Consider the following 21,751-nt stretch of genomic DNA (forward strand, 5'->3'; position numbering starts at 1 on the left):
GCCGCCGCGCTGCGAATGTGTTCGTCCGGACTTTGCCGACCTGCAGCCGCCCTGGAGTACTACATGACCGACAACAACGATAAAAACCTGTTTGGCCGCGACTTCTCGCGCCGTGATTTCCTGCGTAGCACCGGCGTGGCTGCCGGTGGCGTGGCGCTGGCCAGTGTGCCGTTCAACTTTGCCCTGGGCAGTGAGCGGGTGATCAAACTCGGTTACGTCAGCCCGCAGACCGGTCCCTTGGCACCGTTTGCGGCGGCCGACAATTACATCATCGAATCGCTCAAGCAGGTGTTGAAGAACACGATCAACGTGGGCGGCAAGGCCTATCGACTGGAAGTCATCGTCAAGGACAGCCAGTCCAACCCCAACCGCGCGGCGGAAGTGGCGAGCGCGCTGATCCTGTCTGATCAGGTCGACCTGATGCTGGTGTCGTCGACGCCGGAAACCACCAACCCGGTTTCCGACCAATGCGAAATCAACGAGATTCCGTGCATTTCCACGGTTGCGCCGTGGCAGCCGTGGTTCTTTACCCGCGGTGGCAAGCCGGACCAGGGGTTCGAATGGACCTATCACTTCTTCTGGGGCCTGGAGGATGTGATCGGCACTTACAGCGCCATGTGGGGCGCCATGCCGTCCAACAAAGTGGTCGGCGGTCTGTTCCCCAACGATGGCGACGGCAATGCCTGGGGCGATTCGAAACTCGGCTTTCCTCCGGTGTTGGCGCAAAAGGGTTTCCAACTGGTCGACCCCGGTCGCTTTCAAAGCCTGACCGACGACTTCTCGGCACAGATCGCCACGTTCAAGAAGGCTGAGGTCGAGATCGTCACCGGTGTGGTCATTCCACCGGACCTCAGCACCTTCTGGACCCAGGCTCGCCAGCAGGGTTTCAAGCCCAAAGCGGTGTCGGTCGGCAAGGCGTTGCTGTTTCCCACCGCGGTCGAGGCATTGGGCAAGGCCGGCAACAACCTGTCGACCGAAATCTGGTGGAGCCCGACGCACCCGTTCAGTTCGTCATTGACCGGTGCCAGCGCCGGGCAACTGGCCCAGGGTTTCACCCAGGCCACCGGCAAGCAGTGGACGCAACCGCTGGGTTTCGTGCACGCCCTGTTCGAACTGGCGGTGGACATCCTCAAGCGCACCGAAGAAATCGGCAACCCGCACGCAGTCCGCGACGCCTTGCTCAAGACCGACCTCAACACTGTGGTCGGGCCGATCAACTGGAACAACGGACCGGTGAAGAACGTCGCCAAGACACCGTTGGTCAGCGGCCAATGGCGCCTGGGCAATGACAATAAATACGACCTGGTCGTGACCAGCAATGCCACCGCCCCGGCGATTCCGTTGGGTGGCGAGATGCAGGCCATTACCTATTGATCGCTGGAAAAGACACGGGTGCACCATGCAACAGCCACTTCTGCAAATGAACGATGTGCACAAAAGCTACGGAGCGGTGAAGGTCACGGACGCGATGAGCCTGACCCTGCAACCGGGCGAAGCCCTGGGCATCATCGGTCCCAACGGCGCGGGTAAAAGCACGCTGTTCAACCTGATTGCCGGGGGCGTGGCGGCCGACAGCGGCACGATCCATTTCGAAGGCCGCAACGTCACTCGCGAACCGGTGTTCAAGCGGTGCCAGCAAGGCATTGGCCGCTCCCACCAGATTCCGCATCCGTTCGTGAAAATGACCGTGTTCGAGAATTTGCTGGTCGGCGCTACATTCGGTGCGCGATTGCGCGACAAGGAGGCCAATCAGTGGTGCGCGCAGACCCTGGAGCTGACGGGCCTGATGCACAAGGCCAATGTGCTGGCCGGCTCGCTGACACTGCTCGACCGCAAGCGCCTGGAAATGGCCCGCGCGTTGTCGACCCAACCGCGGCTGTTGTTGCTGGATGAAATCGCCGGTGGCCTGACCGAACCGGAGTGCCTGGCGCTGGTGGAAACCATTCAGGGCATTCACAAGGCCGGCGTCGCCATCATCTGGATCGAACACATCGTGCATGCCTTGCTGGCGGTGGTCAGCCGCCTGACGGTGATCAACTTCGGCGCCAAATTGGCCGAAGGGGAGCCGCGCAGCGTGATGGCCGATCCTCGGGTCCAGGACATCTACATGGGCATCGGGAGCTGAAGCATGTCGACGAATGAAAACCTGTTATCGATCGAAAAGCTCTGTGCCGGCTACGGTGACTTTCAAGCGCTGTTCGATATCAGCCTGACCCTCGAGGCGGGCGAAACCGTGGCGATCATCGGTTCCAACGGTGCGGGCAAATCGACGTTCCTGCGCTCTCTGGCGGGGCTGATCAGGAACCAGCCCGGCGCCATCACCTTCAAGGGCCAGGCCATTGGCGATCTGGCGGCGAATCAGGTGCTGGAGCGAGGCATCGCCCTGGTGCCGGAAGGCAGGAAGCTGTTTCCCTCGTTGAGTGTCGAGGAAAACCTGCTGATCGGCGCCTACAGCAAGCGCCCGGGTTCCTGGACGCTGGCGCGGATCTACCAGCTGTTTCCGGTGCTGGAAAAACTGCGCAAGCGCCCCGGCACCGCACTGTCCGGTGGCCAGCAGCAAATGGTCGCGATTGGCCGGGGCTTGATGGCCAACCCGCAACTGCTGTTGTGCGACGAGATCAGCCTGGGCCTGGCGCCGACGACGATCAAGGACATCTACGCTGCGCTGCCTTCGATCAAGGCTGACGGCACCACGGTGATTCTCGTCGAGCAGGACATCAATCAGGCGCTGAGTGTCTGCGACCGTTTCTATTGCTTCCAGGAAGGGCGCGTGTCCCTGACTGGCCGGCCCGGGGACGCGGACAAAGCGCAAATCAAAGCCGCGTACTTCGGGATCTAGTGATGGAATGGCTCAATACTTTGCTTCAAGGCATGTTGCTGGGTGGCCTCTACGCGATGTTTGCGGTGGGGCTGTCGCTGATGTTCGGCATCATGCGCCTGGTCAATATCGCCCATGGCGACTTCATCGTGCTGGCCTCTTACCTGGCGCTGATGGTGGTCAACCATCTGGGCTTCAGCCCGCTGGCAAGCCTGCTGATCGTGGTGCCGCTGATGTTCTGTTTCGGCTATCTGCTGCAGCGGCTGTTGCTCAACAGAACACTGGGCCAGGACATCCTGCCGCCCCTGCTGGTGACCTTTGGCCTGTCGATCATCGTGCAAAACGTACTGCTGGAATTTTTCAGCGCCGACAGCCAGAAGCTGTCCCAGGGCGACCTCGAAGTCGCCAGTGTCGGCTTCGGCAGCTTGAGCGTCGGCGTCATGCCGCTGATTGTGTTTTGCAGTGCGTTGCTGATCATCGGCGGTCTGCAGTTGCTGTTCTACAAAACCGCAGTGGGCCGGGCGTTTCGCGCCACCTCCGATGACCAGCAAACCGCACGGCTGATGGGCGTCGACAACGCGCATATCTTCGGCCTGGCCATGGCACTGGCGATGGCCGTGGTGTCGATTGCCGGGGTGTTCCTGGCGATTCGCACCAGCTTCGACCCGACGGTGGGGCCGGCGCGTCTGTTGTACGGATTCGAGGCCGTGATCATCGGCGGGTTGGGCAGCCTGTGGGGCACCCTGGCCGGCGGGGTGATCCTCGGTGTGGCCCAGGCGTTGGGCGCAAAAATCGATCCTGGCTGGCAAATTCTCGCCGGTCATCTTGTGTTCCTGCTGATCCTGGTCGTGCGCCCGCGTGGCCTGTTCCCTCGGAGTGTCGACTGATGAATGCCCTGAATAATCCCGCGCTCGGCTATCGCGTACAACGCACGACCACCAGCAGCCTGGTCGGTCTGTCATTGCTGGGCCTGTGTGTGTTGGTGTTGATCAGCGCGCCATTCTGGGCCGATCGTTCAAGCCTGCGGCTGGTGGTGGAGTTCGCCTATTACCTGGCGCTGGCGCAGATGTGGAACCTGCTGGCCGGTTACGCCGGCATGGTTTCGGTGGGGCAGCAGGCGTTCGTCGGTCTCGGCGGTTACCTGTTGTTCATGCTGGCCAGTCAATTCGGTGTGCCGCCATTGTTCGCGGTTTTGCTCTCGGGCGTGCTGGTGGCGTTGTTGGCGATTCCCACGGCCTTGATCGTGTTTCGACTGCGCGGTGCCTACTTCGCGATTGGCACCTGGGTCGTGGCCGAAGTCTTTCGCCTGGGCCTGGCGCAGATGAGCAGCCTGGGCGGCGGTTCCGGGCAGAGCCTGACGGCGGCGATCGTGCGGCAGATCGGCAACGACCGCGACGAGCGCGAGATGCTCATTTACTTCACCGCATTGGCCATCGCCATTGCCACCGTGGCGGTAGTGTTCTTTGTCCTGCGTTCGCGACAGGGCCTGGCGTTGGCTTCGATTCGTGACTCCGAACCGGCGTCCGGCAGCCTGGGGGTCAACACCTTCCGCACCAAGTTGATGGTGTATGTGCTGGCGGCCGGTTGCACGGGCGTGGTCGGCGCGCTGATCTTCCTGCAAAAACTGCGTATCTCCCCGGATGCCGCGTTCAGCCTGCAGGACTGGACGGCAGTGGTGATCTTTATCGTGATCATCGGCGGCATCGGCACGCTGGAGGGGCCATTGATCGGCACGCTGATCTACTTCCTGTTGCGCGGCTGCCTGGCACAGTTCGGCGCGGTGTACATGATCATCCTCGGCGTGGTCGCGGTGGTGATGATGCTCAAGGCTCCGCAAGGGGTGTGGGGGCTGATCAGCGAGCGTTTCGGCTGGCAGGTTTTCCCGATGCAGCGGCGGTTGTCAGTCCACACCACCCCATAAACGCGCCCACCCACACTGTTTGCAATTCACGAACACAGAAGTCGCTGACATTGCAATTGTTGGCAGGCAGCGCCGCGCTTATCGTCCGCTGCGCAATGACAGCGCCGGGCATTGAACACAAACAACAATAACAATAACTGGAGAATGTCGATGAGAGCTGGATTCGGTCTCGCGATGAACATGGCAGGTGTTGGGCTATGTGTTTTGGGTAGTTCGTTTTATCCGGGCGACAAGGCGCAAGCGTCGGGCATTCCTTTTGCCAGCAACAGGCCGCAAAGTTTTCAATTCAGTTCCGACTTCACAGAGCCCTATAACTCGGTCGGCCAGGAGTTTGAATACAACGACGACCGTAAACGCTTTGACGATCATGGCAACAAGGTCGATGGCAGCAATACCGACACCTTCGTTGGCCTGACGTCGTTGCTGCACTACTGGAAGATGGACGGCCTGCCCAATACCGGCTTTATCGCCAGCATTACCCTCCCGGAGATCGCGGTTCGCGGCAATGGCACGCGGGTCAGCGGGTTCGGCGATCCGCTGGTTGGCGGCCTGGTCTGGTACAACCCGACACCCTTGCGCACCCTCGGTATGCAAGCCTACGTGCAGCTGCCGACCGGGGCGGACTCGGTCAGCAGCGATACCTATGCCTTGTGGCCTTCACTGTTCTACAACGAATGGCTGGGCAAGGTGAACATCGACCTGTTGGTGGGCGCGATCATTCGCGGCAAGGGCCCGCACGACACCGACCCCGGCGACACCGGTCACGCCAACCTGCGCCTGGGCTACAACATCGTCGATCGTCCGACATACCAGGTCACGCCCTTCATCAGTGCCGATTACCAGAAAACCTTCAGCTCCGATGATCGCGACAACAACACCATCGCGTTCTCTGAATCCAACGAAACCGCGCTCGGCGCCGGTGTGCTGTTCCAGCTCAAGCCCGGTGTGCAGAAGGTGTTCGCCCAGAAAATGTGGGACCAGGTCTCCATCCACTATTCCAAAGGCGTGGAAGGGCGCAATACCACCGTCACGGACGGCTTGTTCGTGCAGCTCTGGCATTACTGGTGAGTCATCGACGCCTGCCTGCGTCCTGTGATTTGCCGTTGTGACCTATTGTTCCGGAGAATAAAAATGACTGAAGAAAAGCAGAAACTTGCCCTGTCTCGCCGCAGCTTTATCAAGGCCGGCGCTGCCGGTACTGCGGTCGCCGCGCTGTCGGGTGTGGCGGCGCGGGCGATGGCCAGCGACGAACTGCCGTTTGACACAGAGCACGACATTGTCGTCGTCGGCGGTGGTGGCAGCGGGTTGCCGACCGCCTTGTTCTCTCGCTGGCTGGGTAACGACGTGGTCATCCTGGAAAAGGCCGGCAGCCCTGGCGGTACCGCGGCCAAAGCGGCGTTCTGGTACTGGGTGCCGAACAACAAGCCGATGCGTGACGCCGGCATGGTCGATGAAAAACCGGATTACCTGCGTTATGTCGCCCGTCTGACACGCCCGCAATCCTACGATGCGTCGTTGCCTAAACTCGGCCTGTCGGACTGGGAATACGAGATGTGCGAAGCGATCTATGACAGCGCCTCGCCCGCCGCCGAACTGTTGGCCGAACGCGATGCGCTGCCTTACCGCCATTGCCCGGACGTGCCGGACTACTGGGCTGAATTGCCCGAAGACAAAGCCAGCAAAGGCCGGGTGTTGCTGCCCAAGGAAGCCCGACCGAGCATGTCGGACGGCGGTCGGGTGGCGATCCGCACGCTGACTGCGGCGGCCAAGCGTGACGGCGTGCAGATTCGCACCGGCGAACGCGTGGTGAAAGTGATCCTCAACAGCAAGGGCGAAGCGGTCGGTGTCGAAGTCGAAACCGAAGAGGGCACGCGTCAACGGGTCAAGGCGCGCAAAGCGGTGATTTTCGCCACCGGCGGTTTTACCCACGATCCGGAACTGCGCCGCAACTTCCTCAACGCCCCGGTGTACGGCGGCTGCGCGGCCCTGACCAATGAAGGCGATTTCATCCGGATTTCCAGCGAACTGGGGGTGCAATTGCGCAACATGAACTACGCGTGGTCGTGCCCGATCCTGTTGGAAAAAGCCTTGGCCAAGGACGGTTCGATGTCCGGTATTTTCACCATGAACGGCGATTCGATGCTGATGGTGAACAAGTACGGCAAGCGCGTCGTCAACGAAAAAACCGTTTACAACGAAATGGTCCCCACCTTCTTCCAGTGGGACGGCGATAAAGCCGAATACCCGAACCTGGTGATGTTTTCGATCTGGGACCAGCGCGCCCAGGACTACTGCAGCAGTGACGAGTACGGCTCGCCCATCGTGCCCAAGGGCGGCAACGACCGCCATGTGGTCCGTGGCGAAACCCTGGAAGAACTGGCCACGAACATTGCGGCACGGCTCGACAAACATGCCAGCGATATTGGTGGCATGAAGCTCAGCCCGCAATTCAATACCAATCTGAAAGCCACACTCAAGCGTTTCAATGAACTGGCGAAGAAGGGCAAGGACCTGGACTTCCAGCGTGGCGAGCGGGTGATTCAGGGGGTGTTCACCGGCCCGGTCAAACCCGACCGCAGCGGCAACCTGACGCTGTACCCGTTGGCCGCGAAAGGCCCGTATTACGCGGCGTTGATCACTGGCGGCAACCTTGACACCAAGGGTGGGCCGAAAACCAATTCCCTCGGCCAGGTACTGAACAACGCCGATGCACCGATTCCCGGGCTTTACGGCGTCGGCAACTGCGTGGCATCGGCATCCGGTCGCGCCTATTGGGCTGGCGGTTCGACGCTCGGCCCGATCATCGCCTTCGCCTATCGCGCGGCCAACCAGGCCCACAAAGAACCGACCCGAAGCTGAATCAATCCCGAGCGGCGATCACTCGCGGCTCCCACCACCGTGATTGCATGAGAACAACGACATGACGCATTTTCTCCTACGCGCCCCGGCCCTGTTGATGCTGGCGGCAAGCTTGGGCCTGACGGGCATCGCTCAGGCTGACGATCTGGCGCTCGCGCAGAAACTGGCGACCAACCATTGCGCGGTCTGTCACACCTTCGATAAGGGCGGACCACCGGGGCAGGGGCCGAACCTGTTCGGGCTGATCGGTCGCAAGGCCGCAAGCGAGAACTTCACCTACAGCGACGGCTACAGCAAAACCATGTCCGGCAAGGTCTGGGATGAACAACTGCTCGACGCCTGGCTGACCGACGCCCAGGCCGTCGCGCCGGGCAGTGCCATGGTGTATTCCCAGGACGACCCGGCCAAACGGCAGAAGATCATCGCGTACATCAAGTCGCTGCACTGACAACCATCCTTCCCAAACACAAGACGCAGATAACCATGATCAGCACCCTGACAATGACCGACGAGCAACGCAAATCCATCGCCCTTGAATACCTCAAGGCCTTCGACAACGGCGGTATCACCTCCACCGGCGGCAGCATTCTCGACCTGTTCGCCGACGACGCCCAGGTGCTGTTTCCCAAGTGGGGACTGGCCACCGGCCGCGAGCAGATTGGCCAGATGTTCACTGACCTGGGCGGCCGCTTGAAGTCGATTACCCACGACTACGCGCATTTCAACTGGATACTCACGGGCACCGACACCCTGGTGTGTGAAGGCACCAGTTTCGGCGAACATGTCGACGGCCACTGGCGTGCAGGCGTCCCTACACCGGCCGGCGCCGGTTACTGGGCCGACGTATTCGAAATCCGCGATTTCAAGATCCAGCGCTGCTTCATTTACCTGGACCCTGATTACGGCAACAAGGACACCGCGCGCTACCCCTGGCTGAATCGCTGATCAGCGGTAGACGCGCTTGCCCGGGATACGGCCGGCACAGGGATGTGGAGTGCGACGGGCCGACAGGCTAACCTCGGTGTTCCTGTAAGAACAAAAACATCCAGAGAGCCTGCCCCATGGATCGTTTACTCAGTGTCGAAGCCTTTGTGCGAGTGGCCGAAACCGGCAACTTCGCCAAGGCGGCCCAGCAATTGGGCGTGACTCGCTCGGTGATCACCCACCGCATACAACAACTGGAACAGTTCATCAACGCGCCGCTGTTCCATCGCAGTACGCGGCATGTCCGGCTTTCCGAGGTGGGAGAGACGTATTACAAGGAATGCGCGGACATGGTCGCGAGTTTCAACTCGCTGACCGAGCACATGCGCGAGTTGCGCGCCAAGCCCACCGGCAAGCTGCGGGTGCAGATGCTGCCCGGCTTTGCCATCGGTCACTTCGGCAGGTTGCTGGCCGAGTTCACGCGGCTGTACCCCGACATCGAGGTCGACGTCATCGTCAATGACCGGGTCGTGGACCCGATCGAGGAGGGCTTCGATGTGGCGTTCCAGATGTTCCCGCCGATGGCCGAAACCCTGATCGAGCGCAAGTTGTTCAGCGTGCGCCGATTGTTCTGCATGTCACCCGATTATGCCGCCGAGTTCGGCGTGCCCACGCACCCGCAGGAATTGCTGCAACACAAGATTGCCTTGTACGAGGGCTACCCGTCGCGCAACCGCTGGATCTTTACCGGCGCGGACGAGCAAGTGGAGCTGAGCCTGCCGGGCCAGGTGCGCTCGAATTCGGTGCATTTGCTGCGTGATTACGCGTCAACCGGGGTCTGCATTGTCTGTTTGCCGACACTGGTGGCCAGTGACGATCTGCTCAGTGGGCGGCTGATTCCGGTCCTGCCCGGGTACGCACTGTCGTCTTTCAATTTTTCTGCGGTATACCCGGCCACCCAGCGCCGGGCCTTGAAGGTGCGCACGCTGATCGATTTCCTGGTGGAAAACTTCGGCGATGAACCCTGCTGGGACAAGCCCCTGCTGGAGCGTGGCTGGGTACGCTGAGCGGTACGTTCGCGGCGCCAGTGTTTGCGTTTCGCGAACACTGTTGTCGGCGACTCTCTAATTGTTCCTGACGGAGCGGCGACGTACTGTTGGCTCACTGTTACTACAACAACAAAACGGTGAAAACCATGAGTAGCGCGGCAATCGAAACGGTCTTCGGCTCGCTGGACAAGTACAGCAAAGGGTCGGTTGAAATCATCAGCGGCCAGGCCAGTCATTACGCCTTTTCGAACATTTTCGAAGTGGCGGAAAAATCTCTTCCTTATGAAAAAGTCGTCGTCGGCCTCAACCTCGGCTACGTCATTGAAACCCTGCGCGCCGAAGGCCAGTCGCCTTGGTACACGGCAGCGCACGACGAGTTCGCCATCGTCATGGACGGTGAAGTACGGGTGGATTTCCTCAAGCTCGATGCGCCTTTGAAAGACGGCGAGGGCACTCGCCTGGCCGGTGAAGTGGCTGGTGAAGTGCAGGGGGGCAAACCTATGGGTTACGTGTTGCTCAAGCGCGGTCACCAGTGCCTGCTGCCAACCGGCACTGCGTATCGCTTCGAAGCCAGCCGTCCGGGCGTGATCCTGCAGCAGACCATCAAGGGACCGTTGTCGGTCGAGAAGTGGGCCGACATCTGCTTCAAGTGATCACCGCCTTCCCATCCAACAAAAAGCAACAAGAGGAATCCCGTCATGGCCATGCTTGAAAACGCTGCCGATAACACGGCTTTCGCCGACGACGAAGTCCAGGTCAGCGCGCCCCATGCCGTCACTGGCTATAGCTCCTTCAAACTCGGTGCCTTCGAACTGTCGCGCGACGAGTATTTTGCCCGTATCACCTGGCCGGCCAAAGGCCAGACCCGTTCGCACCTGATTCCGGTCGATGCCTTCCTGCGAGCCATGATGCGCGACGTGGCCTGGGGCTTTTTCTATGGCTGGGTCAACTTCGACCACGTCATTGGCACTCGCAATTACTACGGCAAAGTCGACCTGTACGCCGGCACCTTCAATGGCACGCTCAAGGCCGCAGGCGTCAACTACACCGAAAACTTTGAAACACCGCTGATCATGGCAACCTTCAAGGCCATCCTGCGGGACTGGACCAACGCCACCTTTGACCCGTTCGCGGCGCCGGAAGAAACCGGCTCGGCATTCGGTCGCAAGAACGGCGACAACATCGAGGCCATCGAGCGTTTCCGCATCGCCACCAAACGCATGCCTGGCCTGAAAGACGATTCGCCACTGCGTAACGATTTGCCGATCAATCGCCAGTTCATCGACGTTGACCAGGATGAACCGGAAGTTCACGCGGCCGAAGGTTTCGAAGGCGAGTTGCATGCCTTCAGCCTGTTCAAGTACCTGTCGCGCTCCGACGTGACCTGGAACCCGTCGGTGACTTCGGTGTGCAAGGCCAGCCTGTTCTGCCCGACCACCGAGGAATTCATACTGCCGGTGTTCCATGGCAATGACCGGGTCGAGTGGTTCCTGCAGATGTCCGATGAAATCATCTGGGACGTCGGCGACAAGGACGACGGTAACCCGCGGGCGCGCATCACCATGCGTGCCGGCGACATTTGCGCCATGCCGGCGGACATTCGCCACCAGGGCTATTCGACCAAGCGCTCGATGTTGCTGGTGTGGGAAAACGCCACGCCGAACCTGCCGCAACGCTACGAAAGCGGTGAGCTCAAGCCGTACCCGATCGAGTTTTAAGACCTTTGTCTTGCCCGGCATCACGTTGGGCCATTCAGCAGGGCATGCGCTCAAGAATCAAGTCGTCAGACACTGCGCCATCGGCGCGGTGCGAGGGAAATATTATGCAAAATCAGCTCTATATCGATGGCCGGTTCGTGGATGCGGTCGCCGGCGGCACCATTGACGTCGTGTCGCCCCATGACGGCTCGTTGATCACTCGCGTCGCTGCCGCCGAAGCCGCTGACATCGAACTCGCGGTCGCCGCGGCCAAACGTGCATTTGCGGCCTGGTCCGCCCTGGGCGCCGCCGAACGCGGGCGCTTGTTGCTCAAGCTGGCCGACAAGATCGAAGAGTGCGGCGAAGAACTGGCCCAGCTCGAATCCCTGAACACCGGCCATCCGATCCGTGATTCCCGAGGCCTCGACGTTCCCCGCACGGCGGCCTGTTTCCGGTACTTCGGCGGCATGGCCGACAAGATCGAAGGTTCGGTGATCCCGGTCGAAGCCGGGTTCCTCAATTACGTACAGCGCAAACCGATCGGGGTGGTCGGGCAGATCGTGCCCTGGAATTTCCCGCTGATGTTTACCAGTTGGAAAATGGGCCCGGCACTGGCCGCGGGTAACACCATCGTTATCAAACCCTCGGAAATCACACCGCTGTCGACATTGCGCATTGTCGAACTGATGACCGAAGTCGGCTTCCCCAAAGGCGTGGTCAACGTCGTGCCGGGTTACGGTCATACCGCGGGCCAGGCGCTGGCCGAGCACCTTGATGTGGGCAAGATTGCCTTTACCGGCTCGACGGCGACTGGTCGGCGGATCGTTGAAGCGTCGAAAGGCAACCTCAAGCGCATCCAGCTGGAGTTGGGTGGCAAGGGCGCCAACATTGTGTTCGAAGACGCCAATCTGGAAGCGGCGGTCAATGGCGCAGCCTGGGCGATCTTTCACAACCAGGGGCAAGCCTGCATCGCCGGTTCGCGGTTGATTCTGCATAAAGACATCGCTGACCGGTTCCTGGAACGCTTCATCGCCCTGGCCAGATCCATTCGCCTTGGCGATCCGATGGACCCCGAAACCGAAATGGGTCCGCTGACGTCGGCGCTGCATCGCGATCGCGTACTGGCCTACATTGAGATCGCCAAAGAGCAGGGCGGCAAAATCCTGGCCGGTGGCAAAGCGCCAGACGATGAAAGATTGGCCAATGGTTTTTATGTCGAACCGACCGTCGTAGAGGCATCACCCGAGGATCGTGTGTGCCAGGAAGAAGTCTTCGGCCCCTTCGTCACCGTCGTGCGGTTCAGCACCGACGAAGAAGCCCTGGCCATCGCCAACAGCACTGAATACGGTCTCGGCAGCGGCCTGTGGACGCAGAACCTGGCCCGCGCGCACAAAATGGCCGAGGCCATTCACGCCGGCATGTGCTGGGTCAACTGCTATAAACGCGTCAGCCCCGGCAGCCCGTTTGGTGGCGTCGGACAATCGGGCTACGGCCGTGAAATGGGTTTTGAAGCGATTCACGACTACACCGAAGCCCGCTCGGTCTGGGTCAACGTCGACGCGAAAATCCCTGCGCACTTCAAACGCTGAGGCCTGTCATGAATCCTTTTGTTTACCAAAGCCTGCCGACCCGTGTGGTGTTCGGTTGGGGCAAGCTCTCGGCGCTGGCTGAAGAGATCGAGCGCCTGGGCGCCAAGCGCGCGCTTATCCTCACCACGCCGGAACAACAAGCGCTGGGCGAACAGGTCGCGGCCTTGCTCGGTGATCGCGCTGCGGGTGTCTATCCCAAGGCGGTGATGCATGTGCCGTTGGAAGTGGCGCAAGCCGCTCGTGTCGAAGCGGCCCGTCTCGATGCCGATTGCTGTGTCGCCATAGGCGGTGGTTCGACCATCGGCCTGGGCAAGGCGATCGCGATGGATTCGGGGCTGCCGATCGTGGCGATCCCGACCACTTACGCCGGTTCGGAAATGACCCCGATCTACGGGCTGACCGAAAACCGTCTGAAGAAGACCGGGCGCGATCCCCGGGTTTTACCGAAAACCGTGATCTACGATCCACAACTGACGCTGACCTTGCCCGCGCAGATTTCCGCCTGCTCGGGGATGAACGCCATGGCGCACGCGGTTGAAGCGCTATATGCCCAGGACGCCAACCCGATCATCGGTTTCATGGCCGAAGAGTCGATTCGCTCGCTCGCGCTGGCACTGCCGGGCGTGGTCAACGATCCCCAAGACCCTGAAGCTCGCAGCCAGGCGTTGTATGGCGCGTGGCTGGCGGGCATTTGCCTCGGTTCAGTGGGGATGGCCTTGCACCACAAGCTCTGCCACACCTTGGGCGGAACGTTCAATTTGCCCCACGCCCAAGCCCATGCGATCGTTTTGCCACACGCTGCGCATTACAACCGCGAGTCTGCCGCAGGGCCGTTGCAGCGTGCCGCTCGCGCCTTGGGGGGCAGTGAGGCCGGCGAGGTCGGTGCATTGTTGTATGCACTGAACCAGAAGCTGGGCATTCCACTGGCCCTGGCTGATCTCGGCCTGCCTGAAAGCGGACCGGCCGACGCGGCGCAAATCGCCTGTGCCAGTCCCTATTACAACCCGCGGCCGTTTGAACAGGGCCCCATCGAAGCGCTGCTGACCCGCGCCATGAAAGGCCTGGCGCCAGCCTGATCCACCCCGCGCCGGGGGATATACTCCCCGGCATCCGGGGTTGGCCATAACATTTATCCTCGTCGAAATAACAACAATGACCGATCAAGATAAAACCGTGGAAACATTGATCTCCGAGCAGGCGGTCAACAGCTTCAGCGCCGCTCCCGACGCACGTTACAGGCAGATCATGCAAAGCCTGGTGCGTCACCTGCACGCGTTTGTCAGTGACGTCGCACTGACGGAACAGGAGTGGTTTGAAGGCATCCGCTTTCTGACTGAGACCGGCCATAAGTGCGATGGCCTGGTGCGCCAGGAATTCATCCTGCTGTCCGATACCCTGGGCGTGTCGATGCTGGTCGATGCGATCAACCACCGGCACAGCGCCAACGCCACCGAGACCACCGTGTTCGGACCGTTTTTCATCGAAGGCATGCCGGAGCGTGAGTTCGGTGAAAACATGGCATTTACCCCAGGCGAGACGGCGCTGGTGCGCGGTCGCGTAGTCGATACCCAGGGCAATCCGCTGGCCGGTGCCGTACTGGACGTCTGGCAAACCGCCGACAACGGCCAGTATTCAGGTCAGGACACCGAACAGCCCTTTGGTAATCTGCGCGGTCGCTATCGGACCGATCCAGATGGCTATTTTGCGATTCGCACAATTGTCCCGGTGTGCTATCCGATCCCCACCGACGGTCCGGTCGGGCGCATGCTCAATGCCGCCAACCGGCACCCGTGGCGGCCTGCGCACCTGCATTTCATGATCGATGCGCCGGGTTATCGCAAACTGGTCACTCACCTGTTCAATCACGATGATCCGTACCTGGAGTCCGACGCGGTATTTGGCGTCAAACAGTCGTTGCAGGTGATCTATGAGGACCGAGTGGTGCACGATGACTTGTCCGCCAGACTGGGTATGAACCTGCCGTTCAAACGCGCGTGTTACGAATTCGTCATGGAAGCAGAGTGAATCATGGGACAGTTTTTTGCGGTATTCGCTACCGATCACCCGGGCTCTCTGGCTTTGCGCCAGCGCTTGCGACCCAGTCATCAAGCGCACCTTCGAGCGACCGATAGGCATCGGGTCATCGTCCGGCTCGGTGGGCCGACGCTCGATGAGGCCGGGGCAGCAATGAATGGCACCTTGCTGGTGATCGAGGCGGGCAGCCTGCCGGAGGTGGAAGCGTTCATCCGGGACGACCCGTATGTTCAGGCCGGACTGTTTGCCAGTATCCAGATCCGCCCCTGGCACTGGAGTCTTGGCAATCCGGAATTACGCGGCTGATCACCATGACGACCATTACGTTGTGCCAACTGGATGACATCCCTGACGGTGGCGCCCTGGGTTTACCCCAACACCGACAATTGCATCCGGCCGGGCTGGTGGCGGTGCGTCAAGGCGAGCAGGTGTGGGTCTACATCAACCGCTGCCCGCATTTTTCGGTACCCTTGGACTACCGCCCGCAAGAATTCTGCACCTATCGCGGCAAGGTCCTGATGTGCGCGCATCACAGCGCGATGTTTCGTTTCGAAGACGGGCACTGCATCGACGGGCCCTGCAAGGGTGCGCAATTGGAGTCCGTGCCGGTGCGGTGGGTCGAAGACTGCCTGGTCATACAGGTGGTGAACGCGCAGTGAGTGACTGAACATAGAGCGGTTTCAGCCCTACGCCTTGCTCGCCGGTTTCGCCGCGCGTCTGGTGCCCGTCGAAGGCTTGCGCTTGGCGGGTTTGCGTTTGTTTTTCCATGGCGTGGCGGCACGACCGGCCGGGCTGGCCGGCCCGCTGATGGTCAGGTTCAAGCCGGCGCAACGGGCGACTTGCTTGCTCATCCAGGCGGCCTGTTTGGTGACGAATTCTTCCAGGCTCATTTCCCCGCTTTGCACCATGTCCAGCGCCTGTTCCCAGATCGCTGTGGTCCCGGGGTCGGCAATGGCGCGCGGCACCGCATCGATCAGGCTGAACGCGGCCGGGGTCGCGGCCAGGGCCTTGCCGTTCTTGATCAGGTAACCGCGGTCGAGCAGACCCTGGATGATCGAGGCCCGGGTCGCTTCGGTGCCGATGCCGGTGGTGTCCTTGAGTTTTTGCTTGAGCAGCGGATCTTCCACCAGTTTGGCGACGTTCTTCATGGCCTTAATCAGATCGCCTTCGGTAAATGGCTTGGGCGGTTGGGTCCAGAGGTCCTTGAGCTTCACCTCGGCCACTGCGCAATCGCGCCCTTCGGCCAAGGCCGGCAAGGTTTGCGGCGCCGGCGCCTCGCGACCCTTGGCCGGGGCAAGGGCCTCGGGCAGGGCGCGTTTCCAGCCGGGCTCGACAATCTGCTTGCCCACGGCGCGCAAAGCCTCACCGGCACAGTCGAAGTCGGCCTGGGTGCGGTCGTATTCGTGGTTGGGCAGAAACTGCGCCAGGTACCGCGCGCGAATCAGCGTGTACACCGCCCGCTGCTTGCCCACCAGCCGCTCAAGGTTTTTTGCCGCCGCGGTGGGAATGATGCCGTGGTGAGCGCTGACCTTGGCATCGTTCCAGGCCCGTGAGCGCCGCTGGGGCTCCAGGTGGTCGTTCAAGGCGTTCAGCGTCGGGTCGGCCTGCCTCAGCGCCGCCAGGATGCCCGGCGCTTCGCTGTGCTGGCTCAGCGGCAGGTAGCCGCAGTCGCTGCGCGGGTAGGTGATGACCTTGTGGGTTTCGTAGAGCGCCTGGGCGATATCGAGGGTTTCCTGGGCGCCCAGGCCAAGTTTTTTTGAGCAGACTTCCTGCAAGGTGCCGAGATCGAACGGCAACGGCGCCACTTCGCGCATCCGCTCGGTCCGCAGCTTGATCACCCGGGCACTCGCCGCGCTGCTCATTGCCGCCGCCGCTTGCTGCGCCAGCGCCTGATTCAGGCAGCGGTCCTGATCGTCGCACGCGTCGGAGGCCGCCCGCCATTGCGCGGTGAATGCGGTGCCGTCGTGCAGCAGTTGCACGTCGATGGCCCAATAGGCGACCGGGACGAAATCGGCAATGCTGCGATCGCGATCCACCACCAGGCGCAGGGTCGGCGTCTGCACCCGGCCGACAGGCAATACGCCCTGATAACCGGATTGACGCCCCAACAGCGTGAACAGCCGACTCATGTTCATCCCGATCAGCCAGTCGGCCCGTGAGCGCCCCAGTGCCGAATGATAAAGACTGAAGGTTTCGGCCCCCGGCTTGAGCGCCGCCAGCGCCTTGCGGATCGACGCATCGTCCAGCGCCGACAGCCACAGTCGCCGGATCGGCCCGCGATACCGGCAATGTTCCACCAGCTCCCGGGCAATCATTTCGCCCTCACGGTCGGCGTCTGTGGCGATCACCAGTTCGGTGGCCTCGCCGAGCAAGCGTTTGACGGCCTTGTACTGGCTGGCAGTACGTGGCTTGACCGTCATTTTCCACTTCTCTGGAATGATCGGCAGGTCCGCCAGCACCCACCGCTTGTAACGGGCGTCGTAGGCGTCCGGCGGTGCGGTTTCCAGCAGATGGCCGATGCACCAGGTCACCGTGACATTCGTTCCCAGCCAACAGCCGTCGCCGCGACGCCTGGCGCCGAGCGCGGCCGCAATGTCTTTGGCCTGGGAGGGTTTTTCACAGAGGTACAGCTGCATGGCCACCGTCGTCGATCAGTGTTCGAGAGGTGTACAGAATGGCCGGTGATGAGCGCCGGAGCAATCTTTATCTGTATGGATGTACAGGCCGTGCGTTGCCGTTGATTGCAAAGGGTGTTTTCTACCCTGTGCCAGGGTTCGTTCTACCACTGTAGCAAGGGTATAAATGACCCTGGCCAGAGCGGCCGCCTTGATAAACAGACTGTTATGGTCTGGCACGAATAATGAGTTGCATAAGAGCAAACGGTCCATCGGCAAAACATCCTGCGACGATGGCCACACCCAGTGGGGCGATTCTTATGTTTGAAGTTTTCGGTGGCAACCTCGAGCAGACTGCCGAGTGTTTTGCAGCGCAACTTGCTGTCTCCAGACGCCCGGACCCCGTGGACGATGCGTGTTCAAGGTCGCGAAGACGATGGTCGATCGCCGGCCTGTTGTGGGCGGGCGTCGTGGGATGCCTGCTGGTTCAGTCATGACTCAGAACGTACGAGCCGGCAATGCTCGCAGCCTCAGCGTCGGCCTGAATTACCGCTTCTGAAGGGCAATGCCCCTTGTCGGGTATAGGGCATCCCTGGTTGACTCCCCGGTGGTGAGGTAGCACGCTCCCGTTTGGCTGCGAAGCAGTCGCGATGGCGAAATCAGGGTTATACCTGAAGTCAATGTTGCAGATTTTGCGGCCGTTGCGCCCGAAAACGCTGACCGGCCCGCGAGACCCCACGGACCCTCGCCGCAGTAGCGTGGGCGCTCCCGATAACCAGGAGAATCCGATGAAAAGCTCCGGTCCCAGTCCTGTCATCACCATTGCAGAACAGCCAGGCTGCCTCCTGGTGAAGTTTCATGGTATCCAGGTAGCCGCGTCCTCACGAGCGCTGGTGCTGCTGGAGGCCAATTATCCTCCGGTGTACTACGTGCCCCGGGAGGACATCGACGAAAAATGTTTCGCCCGCACCGACCACACCAGCTATTGCCCCTACAAAGGCGATGCCAGCTATTTCAGCCTGCAGATCCCGGGGCATGAAGGCGCCAATGCGGCATGGAGCTATGAAGATCCGAAAGTGTCTGTCGATCAGATTAAAAACTACGTGGCGTTCTATCCAGATCAAGTGACGTTCGAGGTTCTGAAAGACGTCGAGTGATGGTCGCGCCCAGGACATGAACGCCCCGTATAGGCGTAACGCCGTTCATTGTTGGAGCGAGCTTGCTCGCGATGGACTAAAGGGCGCCGCGTTCAGCCAGTCAACACGCGTATTCGTTAACGACCATCGCGAGCAAGCTCGCTCCTACAATGAACAGGGTTCAACTCATCGAACAGCAGCAACCAAGGTGGATTCATCGATCTGACCAATTGAAGTCACCCCGGTCAATGTCATCGCCACGCGCATCTCCTTGGCGAAGATAGCCAGCATATTCTCCACCCCGCGTTGACCGTCGACAGCCAGTGCATAGGCCATCGAGCGCCCCAGCATTACGCCTTTTGCGCCCAGCGCCAGCATCCGCACGACATCGAGACCCGAACGAATCCCGGAGTCGACCAGCACCGACAGATCATTGCCGATGGCTTGCATGATCGGCGGCAATGCCTTGGTGGTGGAGAGCACGCCATCGAGCTGTCGCCCACCATGGTTCGACACGACGATGCCATCGGCGCCAAAACTGACCGCGTCCCTGGCGTCCTGGGGGTCGAGAATGCCTTTGATGATCATCGGGCCTTTCCAGAACTCACGAATCCACTCCAGGTCGCTCCAGCTGATCGAAGGGTCGAAGTTGTTGGCCAGCCAGCCCATGTAGTCTTCGAGCGTGACCGCCTTGCCCAGGTACTTCGACACATTCCCCAGATCGTGAGGGCGGCCCATGACGCCTACGTCGAAGGCCCAGGCGGGGCGGGTCATGGCCTGGAGAATTCGCCGCGAGGCGGCAAAAGGCCCTGACATGCCCGAGTGTGCATCCCTGTAGCGGGCGCCGGGGGTGGGCATATCCACGGTAAACACCAGGTTCTGCACCCCGGCGGCCTTTGCCCGCTCCAGCGCGTTTTTCATGAACCCCCGGTCTTTGAGCACATACAGCTGAAACCAGAGGGGTTGTTGGCTTTGGCTCGCGACTTCCTCGATCGAACACACAGACACCGTGGACAGGCACAGCGGGATGCCTTTGTTTTGCGCCGCTTTCGCGGCCTGCACTTCACCCCGACGGGCGAACATGCCCGTCAGGCCGACCGGCGCCAAAATGATCGGCATTGCCAGCGGTTGGTCGAAGAGGGTGGTTTCCAGGCTCAGGGTCTCGACGTTTTTCAGAATGCGTTGACGCAGGCTGATGTCGGCCAGGTCGGCGCTGTTGGCCCGCAGCGTATGCTCGGCATAAGCGCCGCCATCGATGTAGTCGAACAAAAAACGCGGAAGTTTGCGGCGGGCTGCCTCGCGATAGTCGGATGCGGATGAAATGATCATGGTGCCTCGGTCTGGAGAGTGGCGGGGCGATGGTTGCGTCAAGCGATCAGATTAACGAAAACGCCCCGGGTTGCGGGGCGTTTTTTTTGCACTTGCTGTCAGTTGGTGTCCAGATCCACGTTCTTGGTCTCACGCAGGCAGATCATCCCCACCACCAGGCTCACCCCGGTAATCAGCACCGGGTACCACAGCCCGTAAAAGATGTCCCCGGTGTACACCACCAGGGCAAACGACACGGTCGGCAGGAAACCGCCGAACCAGCCGTTGCCGATGTGGTAGGGCAGGGACATCGAGGTGTAGCGGATGCGGGTCGGGAACAGTTCGACCATCAGCGCCGCCAGCGGGCCGTAGCACATGGCGGAGATGATGATCAGCACCACCATCAGCGCCACGATCATGGACTTGTTGACCTGTTGCGTGTCGGCTTGTGACGGATACCCCGCCAATGTCACCGCGCCGCGCAGGGCCGCTTCGTCGTAACCATCGATTTTCACGTCGCCGACACTGACCTGCACGCCGCTGCCGGCCGGGGCCGCTGCGCTGGTGTAGGGCAAGCCCTGTTTGACCAGGAAGGTCTTGACCTTGTCGCACGGGCTGTCGAATTTCGCCTTGCCCACCGGGTCGAACTGGAAGGTGCAGGTGGCCGGGTCCGCCAGCACGGTGATCGGTGCCTGACGGCTGGCCTGGTCGATGGCCGGGTTGGCGTAGTGGGCGATGGACTTGAAGATCGGGAAGTACAGCGCGGTGGCTAGCAGCAGGCCGATCATCAGCACCGGTTTGCGCCCGACCTTGTCCGACAGCCAACCGAAAAAGATGAAGAACGGCGCGCCGATGATCACGCTGACGATCAGCAGGCTGTTGGCCAGGGCCGGGTCCATTTTCAGGAACTGGGTCAGGAAGAACAGCACGTAGAACTGCGCGGCGTAGAAGGTCACTGCTTGCCCGGCGTTGATGCTGAACAGGGCGATCAGCACGACTTTGAGGTTTTCCCATTTGCCGAAGGAATCGCGCAGCGGCGACTTGCAGAGTTTGCCTTCCTCTTTCATTTTCACGAAGGCCGGCGACTCGTGCAGGCTCATGCGAATCCAGGTCGAGATGCCCAGCAGGATGATCGAAAACAGAAACGGAATCCGCCAGCCCCAGACTTCGAACTGGTCACCGGTGAAGTAGCGGCACGCCAGGACCACCAGCAACGACAGCAGCAGGCCGAGGGTTGCAGTGGACTGAATCCAGCTGGTGTGAAAACCGCGCTTGCCCATGGGCGCGTGTTCCGCGACGTAAGTGGCAGCGCCGCCGTATTCACCGCCCAGGGCCAGGCCCTGAAGCATGCGTAGCACCACCAGAATGATCGGCGCGGCAATGCCAATGCTGGCATAGGTCGGCAGCAACCCGACGCAGAAGGTCGCCACGCCCATGAGAATGATGGTGGCGAGGAAGGTGTATTTACGCCCGATCATGTCCCCGAGCCGGCCGAACACCAGCGCGCCGAATGGCCGCACGATGAAGCCGGCGGCGAACGCCATGAGCGCAAAGATGAAGGCGGTGGTGTCGTTGACCCCGGCGAAAAACTGTTTGCTGATGACCGCCGCGAGGGCGCCGTAGAGGAAAAAGTCGTACCACTCGAACACCGTCCCGAGTGATGAGGCAAAGATGACTTTCTGGGTCTCGCGGCTGGTCCCCGCACTGCGTACGGCTTCCAGTGGTTGAACATGTTCTGACATATCGTATCCCTCACAGTGATTGTTTTTGTTGTTCCACTGTCGGCACCGGCTTGGTGCCG

General features: G+C 60.9%; 21 protein-coding genes. 18 read left to right on the plus strand and 3 right to left on the minus strand.

What is annotated here, in order from left to right; genetic code table 11:
- Positions 1–63 precede the first annotated feature (63 nt).
- From F8N96_RS10495 to F8N96_RS10575, 17 genes are all read left to right on the plus strand, one after another.
- Positions 64–1,374 carry an ABC transporter substrate-binding protein gene (locus tag F8N96_RS10495; RefSeq protein ID WP_150797736.1) on the plus strand — a complete coding sequence of 437 codons (1,311 nt, stop codon included), beginning with the start codon at positions 64–66 and terminating at the stop codon, positions 1,372–1,374.
- A gap of 25 nt (positions 1,375–1,399) precedes the next feature.
- Positions 1,400–2,125, plus strand: a complete 726-nt coding sequence (locus tag F8N96_RS10500) for an ABC transporter ATP-binding protein (protein WP_150797737.1) — start codon at positions 1,400–1,402, stop codon at positions 2,123–2,125.
- Between the two features lie 21 nt (positions 2,126–2,146).
- On the plus strand, positions 2,147–2,839 hold the full coding sequence (locus tag F8N96_RS10505) for an ABC transporter ATP-binding protein (RefSeq protein ID WP_150797930.1): 693 nt from the start codon (positions 2,147–2,149) through the stop codon (positions 2,837–2,839).
- A gap of 2 nt (positions 2,840–2,841) precedes the next feature.
- Complete coding sequence (locus F8N96_RS10510) at positions 2,842–3,705, plus strand: branched-chain amino acid ABC transporter permease (protein ID WP_150797738.1); 864 nt, start codon at positions 2,842–2,844, stop codon at positions 3,703–3,705.
- Entirely contained in the window at positions 3,705–4,739 is a 1,035-nt protein-coding gene (locus F8N96_RS10515; RefSeq protein ID WP_150797739.1) for a branched-chain amino acid ABC transporter permease, read from the plus strand. The genes F8N96_RS10510 and F8N96_RS10515 overlap by 1 nt, the downstream gene beginning before the upstream one ends.
- A 150-nt stretch (positions 4,740–4,889) precedes the next feature.
- Entirely contained in the window at positions 4,890–5,807 is a 918-nt protein-coding gene (locus F8N96_RS10520) for a transporter (protein WP_224794086.1), read from the plus strand.
- A 63-nt stretch (positions 5,808–5,870) separates the two neighbouring features.
- A complete protein-coding gene (locus F8N96_RS10525) occupies positions 5,871–7,598 on the plus strand; it encodes an FAD-dependent oxidoreductase (RefSeq protein WP_150797740.1) in 1,728 nt (575 codons plus the stop codon).
- A 61-nt stretch (positions 7,599–7,659) separates the two neighbouring features.
- Complete coding sequence (locus F8N96_RS10530; protein WP_150797741.1) at positions 7,660–8,046, plus strand: c-type cytochrome; 387 nt, start codon at positions 7,660–7,662, stop codon at positions 8,044–8,046.
- Between the two features lie 35 nt (positions 8,047–8,081).
- Positions 8,082–8,543 (plus strand): nuclear transport factor 2 family protein, encoded by a 462-nt coding sequence (locus F8N96_RS10535; RefSeq protein WP_150797742.1) that lies wholly within the window; start codon positions 8,082–8,084, stop codon positions 8,541–8,543.
- 116 nt (positions 8,544–8,659) lie between these two features.
- Entirely contained in the window at positions 8,660–9,589 is a 930-nt protein-coding gene (locus F8N96_RS10540; protein WP_150797743.1) for a LysR family transcriptional regulator, read from the plus strand.
- Between the two features lie 128 nt (positions 9,590–9,717).
- The gene (locus F8N96_RS10545) at positions 9,718–10,224 is read left to right on the plus strand and encodes a hydroxyquinol 1,2-dioxygenase (RefSeq protein ID WP_150797744.1); all 507 of its coding nucleotides are present in this window, start codon (positions 9,718–9,720) and stop codon (positions 10,222–10,224) included.
- Between the two features lie 45 nt (positions 10,225–10,269).
- Positions 10,270–11,289: a hydroxyquinol 1,2-dioxygenase gene (locus F8N96_RS10550; RefSeq protein WP_150797745.1), complete on the plus strand. Its 1,020-nt coding sequence runs from the start codon at positions 10,270–10,272 to the stop codon at positions 11,287–11,289.
- Positions 11,290–11,393: 104 nt separating this feature from the next.
- Positions 11,394–12,857 carry an aldehyde dehydrogenase family protein gene (locus F8N96_RS10555; RefSeq protein ID WP_150797746.1) on the plus strand — a complete coding sequence of 488 codons (1,464 nt, stop codon included), beginning with the start codon at positions 11,394–11,396 and terminating at the stop codon, positions 12,855–12,857.
- Positions 12,858–12,865: 8 nt separating this feature from the next.
- Positions 12,866–13,933 (plus strand): maleylacetate reductase, encoded by a 1,068-nt coding sequence (locus tag F8N96_RS10560; protein ID WP_150797747.1) that lies wholly within the window; start codon positions 12,866–12,868, stop codon positions 13,931–13,933.
- A gap of 76 nt (positions 13,934–14,009) precedes the next feature.
- Positions 14,010–14,882, plus strand: coding sequence for a dioxygenase (locus tag F8N96_RS10565; protein WP_150797748.1), 873 nt, complete (start codon positions 14,010–14,012; stop codon positions 14,880–14,882).
- A 3-nt stretch (positions 14,883–14,885) separates the two neighbouring features.
- Positions 14,886–15,197, plus strand: coding sequence for a YciI family protein (locus F8N96_RS10570; RefSeq protein WP_150797749.1), 312 nt, complete (start codon positions 14,886–14,888; stop codon positions 15,195–15,197).
- Between the two features lie 5 nt (positions 15,198–15,202).
- Positions 15,203–15,550, plus strand: a complete 348-nt coding sequence (locus tag F8N96_RS10575; RefSeq protein WP_150797750.1) for a Rieske (2Fe-2S) protein — start codon at positions 15,203–15,205, stop codon at positions 15,548–15,550.
- 27 nt (positions 15,551–15,577) lie between these two features.
- Here the strand turns inward: F8N96_RS10575 and F8N96_RS10580 are convergent, their stop codons facing one another.
- Complete coding sequence (locus F8N96_RS10580; protein ID WP_150797751.1) at positions 15,578–17,527, minus strand: DNA topoisomerase III; 1,950 nt, start codon at positions 17,525–17,527, stop codon at positions 15,578–15,580.
- A gap of 767 nt (positions 17,528–18,294) precedes the next feature.
- Here F8N96_RS10580 and F8N96_RS10585 point away from each other — a divergent pair.
- Entirely contained in the window at positions 18,295–18,663 is a 369-nt protein-coding gene (locus tag F8N96_RS10585) for a DUF427 domain-containing protein (protein WP_150797752.1), read from the plus strand.
- Between the two features lie 165 nt (positions 18,664–18,828).
- Here the strand turns inward: F8N96_RS10585 and lldD are convergent, their stop codons facing one another.
- Both lldD and F8N96_RS10595 read right to left on the minus strand, forming a co-directional pair.
- A complete protein-coding gene (gene lldD / locus F8N96_RS10590; RefSeq protein ID WP_150797753.1) occupies positions 18,829–19,971 on the minus strand; it encodes an FMN-dependent L-lactate dehydrogenase LldD in 1,143 nt (380 codons plus the stop codon).
- Positions 19,972–20,069: 98 nt separating this feature from the next.
- Positions 20,070–21,692, minus strand: a complete 1,623-nt coding sequence (locus F8N96_RS10595) for an MFS transporter (protein ID WP_150797754.1) — start codon at positions 21,690–21,692, stop codon at positions 20,070–20,072.
- Between the last annotated feature and the right edge of the window lie 59 nt (positions 21,693–21,751).

It is taken from the genome of Pseudomonas fluorescens, assembly GCF_902497855.1.
Lineage (GTDB): Bacteria > Pseudomonadota > Gammaproteobacteria > Pseudomonadales > Pseudomonadaceae > Aquipseudomonas > Aquipseudomonas fluorescens_BI.